The sequence below is a fragment of the Stenotrophomonas sp. GD03777 genome, from assembly GCF_029842485.1.
GTDB lineage: Bacteria > Pseudomonadota > Gammaproteobacteria > Xanthomonadales > Xanthomonadaceae > Stenotrophomonas > Stenotrophomonas sepilia.
The window spans coordinates 1-2,501 of the sequence record NZ_JAOCGL010000210.1 but is presented as its reverse complement, the minus strand read 5'-3'; the positions used below and the strand labels follow the sequence as shown (position 1 = coordinate 2,501).

General features: G+C 66.1%; 2 protein-coding genes. Both read right to left on the bottom strand.

Annotated features, from left to right (window positions below):
• On the bottom strand, window positions 1-871 hold an 871-nt coding region (locus N5E02_RS20810), incomplete at its 3' end, for a septal ring lytic transglycosylase RlpA family protein (protein WP_279946723.1).
• Window positions 868-2,013, bottom strand: a complete 1,146-nt coding sequence (gene mltB / locus N5E02_RS20805) for a lytic murein transglycosylase B (protein ID WP_005419390.1) — start codon at window positions 2,011-2,013, stop codon at window positions 868-870. The genes mltB and N5E02_RS20810, both read right to left, overlap by 4 nt.
• Window positions 2,014-2,501: the final 488 nt, after the last annotated feature.

The following is a 2,501-nucleotide window of genomic DNA, read 5'->3' as shown; positions in this document are numbered from 1 at the left end:
CGCTGGCCACGCCCTGGGTGGTGGCCGGCTGGCCACGCGCAGGCATGGCGTCGGCCGGCAGGCGCTTGACCAGGCGATCAATGTCGCTGTCGGCGGTGGCACGCGCAGCCGTTACCAGGCGCGTACTGGCCGCCGCGACAGCCGTTTCGGCGGCACGGCGCTCGCGGCGCGACGGCTTTTGGGCCAGCAGGTTGCTCTCGCCCGGTTGCAGCGCACGCACTTCCACGTTGCCGGTACCGCGCTGGGTGATGCCCAGCCGCACCGCGGCGGCATAACTGAGGTCGACCACGCGGCCATCATGGAACGGGCCACGGTCGTTGACGCGCACGATCACCGACTCGCCGTTGTCCAGGTTGGTGACGCGGGCGAAGCTGGGCAGCGGCAGCGTCTTGTGCGCGGCGGTGAACTGGTACATGTCGTAGACCTCGCGGTTGGAGGTCAGGCGGCCGTGGAACTTGGCGCCGTAGTACGAGGCCGTACCGCGCTCGACATAGTTGCGGGTGTCGTCGAGCACCTTGTACGACTTGCCCAGCACCACGTACGGCGACTTGTTGCCGATGGCCGAACGCTCTTCGGCGGTCACTTCCGGCTCGGGAATGCAGGCGACGTTGGGAATGTAGTCCGGGGTGCTGTCACGCACGCCTGGCTTGTACAGCCCCCCGGCGGTGTAGTTGCCGCGCGTGTTCGGGTCTTCCTTGGCCGCAGCATAGGGCGAGCCCTCCGGGCAATGCGCCGGGCGCGAGCCGCGACCCTGCACCACCGTGCCGCTGGGCTTGCCACCGTGGCCGGTCGTGGCCGGCTTCTTCGGCGCACTGCTGCAGGCAGCCAGCGCGAGGACGATCAAGCTCGGGACCAGCCATCTGATGTTCATGCCGGGGGCAGCTCCTGTCCGGCGATGGCCTGCGACAACTGGAACACGGCCATCGCGTACATCTTCGAGAGGTTGTAGCGGGTGATCGCGTAGTAATTCTGGAAGCCCAGCCAGTACTGCTTGCCGGTGCTGCCCTCAAGCGTGATCGGCGTTGCGGTGGCGCCCGGCTGCACCGCAGCGCTGGGCTGGTAGCCGCGCTGCGCCAGGTCGGCCAGCGACCAGGTCGGCATCCATTCGGTCGGGTTGAACTCCTCGCGACCCGGCGCCAGCGTGGCCGGTACGGCCACCTGGCCACCACGGACCCAGCCGCCCTTCTTCACGAAATAATTGGCGATGGACGAGAACACATCGTCGTAGCTGGTGAACAGGTCGCGACGGCCATCGCCATTACCGTCCACGGCGTAATCGAGATAGCTGGACGGCATGAACTGGCCCATGCCCATCGCACCGGCATAGCTGCCCTTGAGCGTGGTGATGTCCAGCTTTTCCTCACGGCCCAGCTCGAACAGCTTGGCCAGCTCATCGCGGAAGAACAGCTCGCGGCGCACTTCGCGTTCCAGCTTGGCCGGGTCGCCACTGCGCGGGTAGTAGAACGCCAGCGTGTACAGCGCATCGAGCACGCGGTGATTGCCGGCATTTTTCCCGTAACTGGTCTCCACGCCGATGATCGCCACGATCACTTCGGCCGGCACGCCGGTGCGCTGCTGCACGCGATCCAGTTCGGCACGATGCTGGGCCAGGAACGCGCGGCCGCCATCGATGCGTGCCTTGCTGATGAACATCGGCCGGTATTCGTTCCACGGTTTGACCCGTTCGGCCGGGCGCGACATGGCGGCGATGATCGGCTGGCGCACCTGCGCCTGATCCAGCACGCTGCTGATCTGCTCCGGCTTCAGCCCATAGCGCTTGGCCGTATCGGCAACAAAGCGGGCCCGTGCGACCTCGAACGGCACCGGAGTGAGATCGACCGGCGGCGCTGTAGCAGCGGCCGCTTCGGGAGCGGCTTCGGCCGGGCCGTGGGCCTTGGTGGCGGGCTGGCGCGGCGTACTGCTGGCCTGGGGCGAAGACGGTGGGGACTTCGGCTGGGTCGCGCAGGCGACCAGGCCGAGGGTGAGCATGCAGGCCAGAGTGCGTCGAATCATCGTCGCAGGTTAGCAGGTCATGGATGAATTAAAACCCCTAACACCATGAATCACAACGATTTGCCCGCGTTCAGCGGGAAATGTGAAGACGTCGTGATCGAGCTTCCCCATTCAGATAGAGGTGGCCGGTTGCGTCCCCATCCCCGCAGACGCAACCGGCGACCGGATCCGGTCGGTACCTGCGCGGCTGCCGCTCCCCAGTGGCAGTTCCCCGCGCTCCCTGTACCCGTTGGATCAGTACTGCTCCCGCCCGACGCCCCCTCGCGCTGCATCGATTGACGGCGCGCCGTGCCGAACGGGCCGCCATTGTGCAGGCCGATTACGACAAGTCCATTGATCAAGATCAACGCGGTGTAAAAATGTGAACCAGATAACGTTTTTCGCGGACTTTGGTCGGAGAGCGTGTTGCGTCGCATTGTTGTGAGAACGCTTCCACAACGGGCATTGCGCAGCGCCAGGAAGTCTCCGGCCAACGGCGCAGCCCCTCG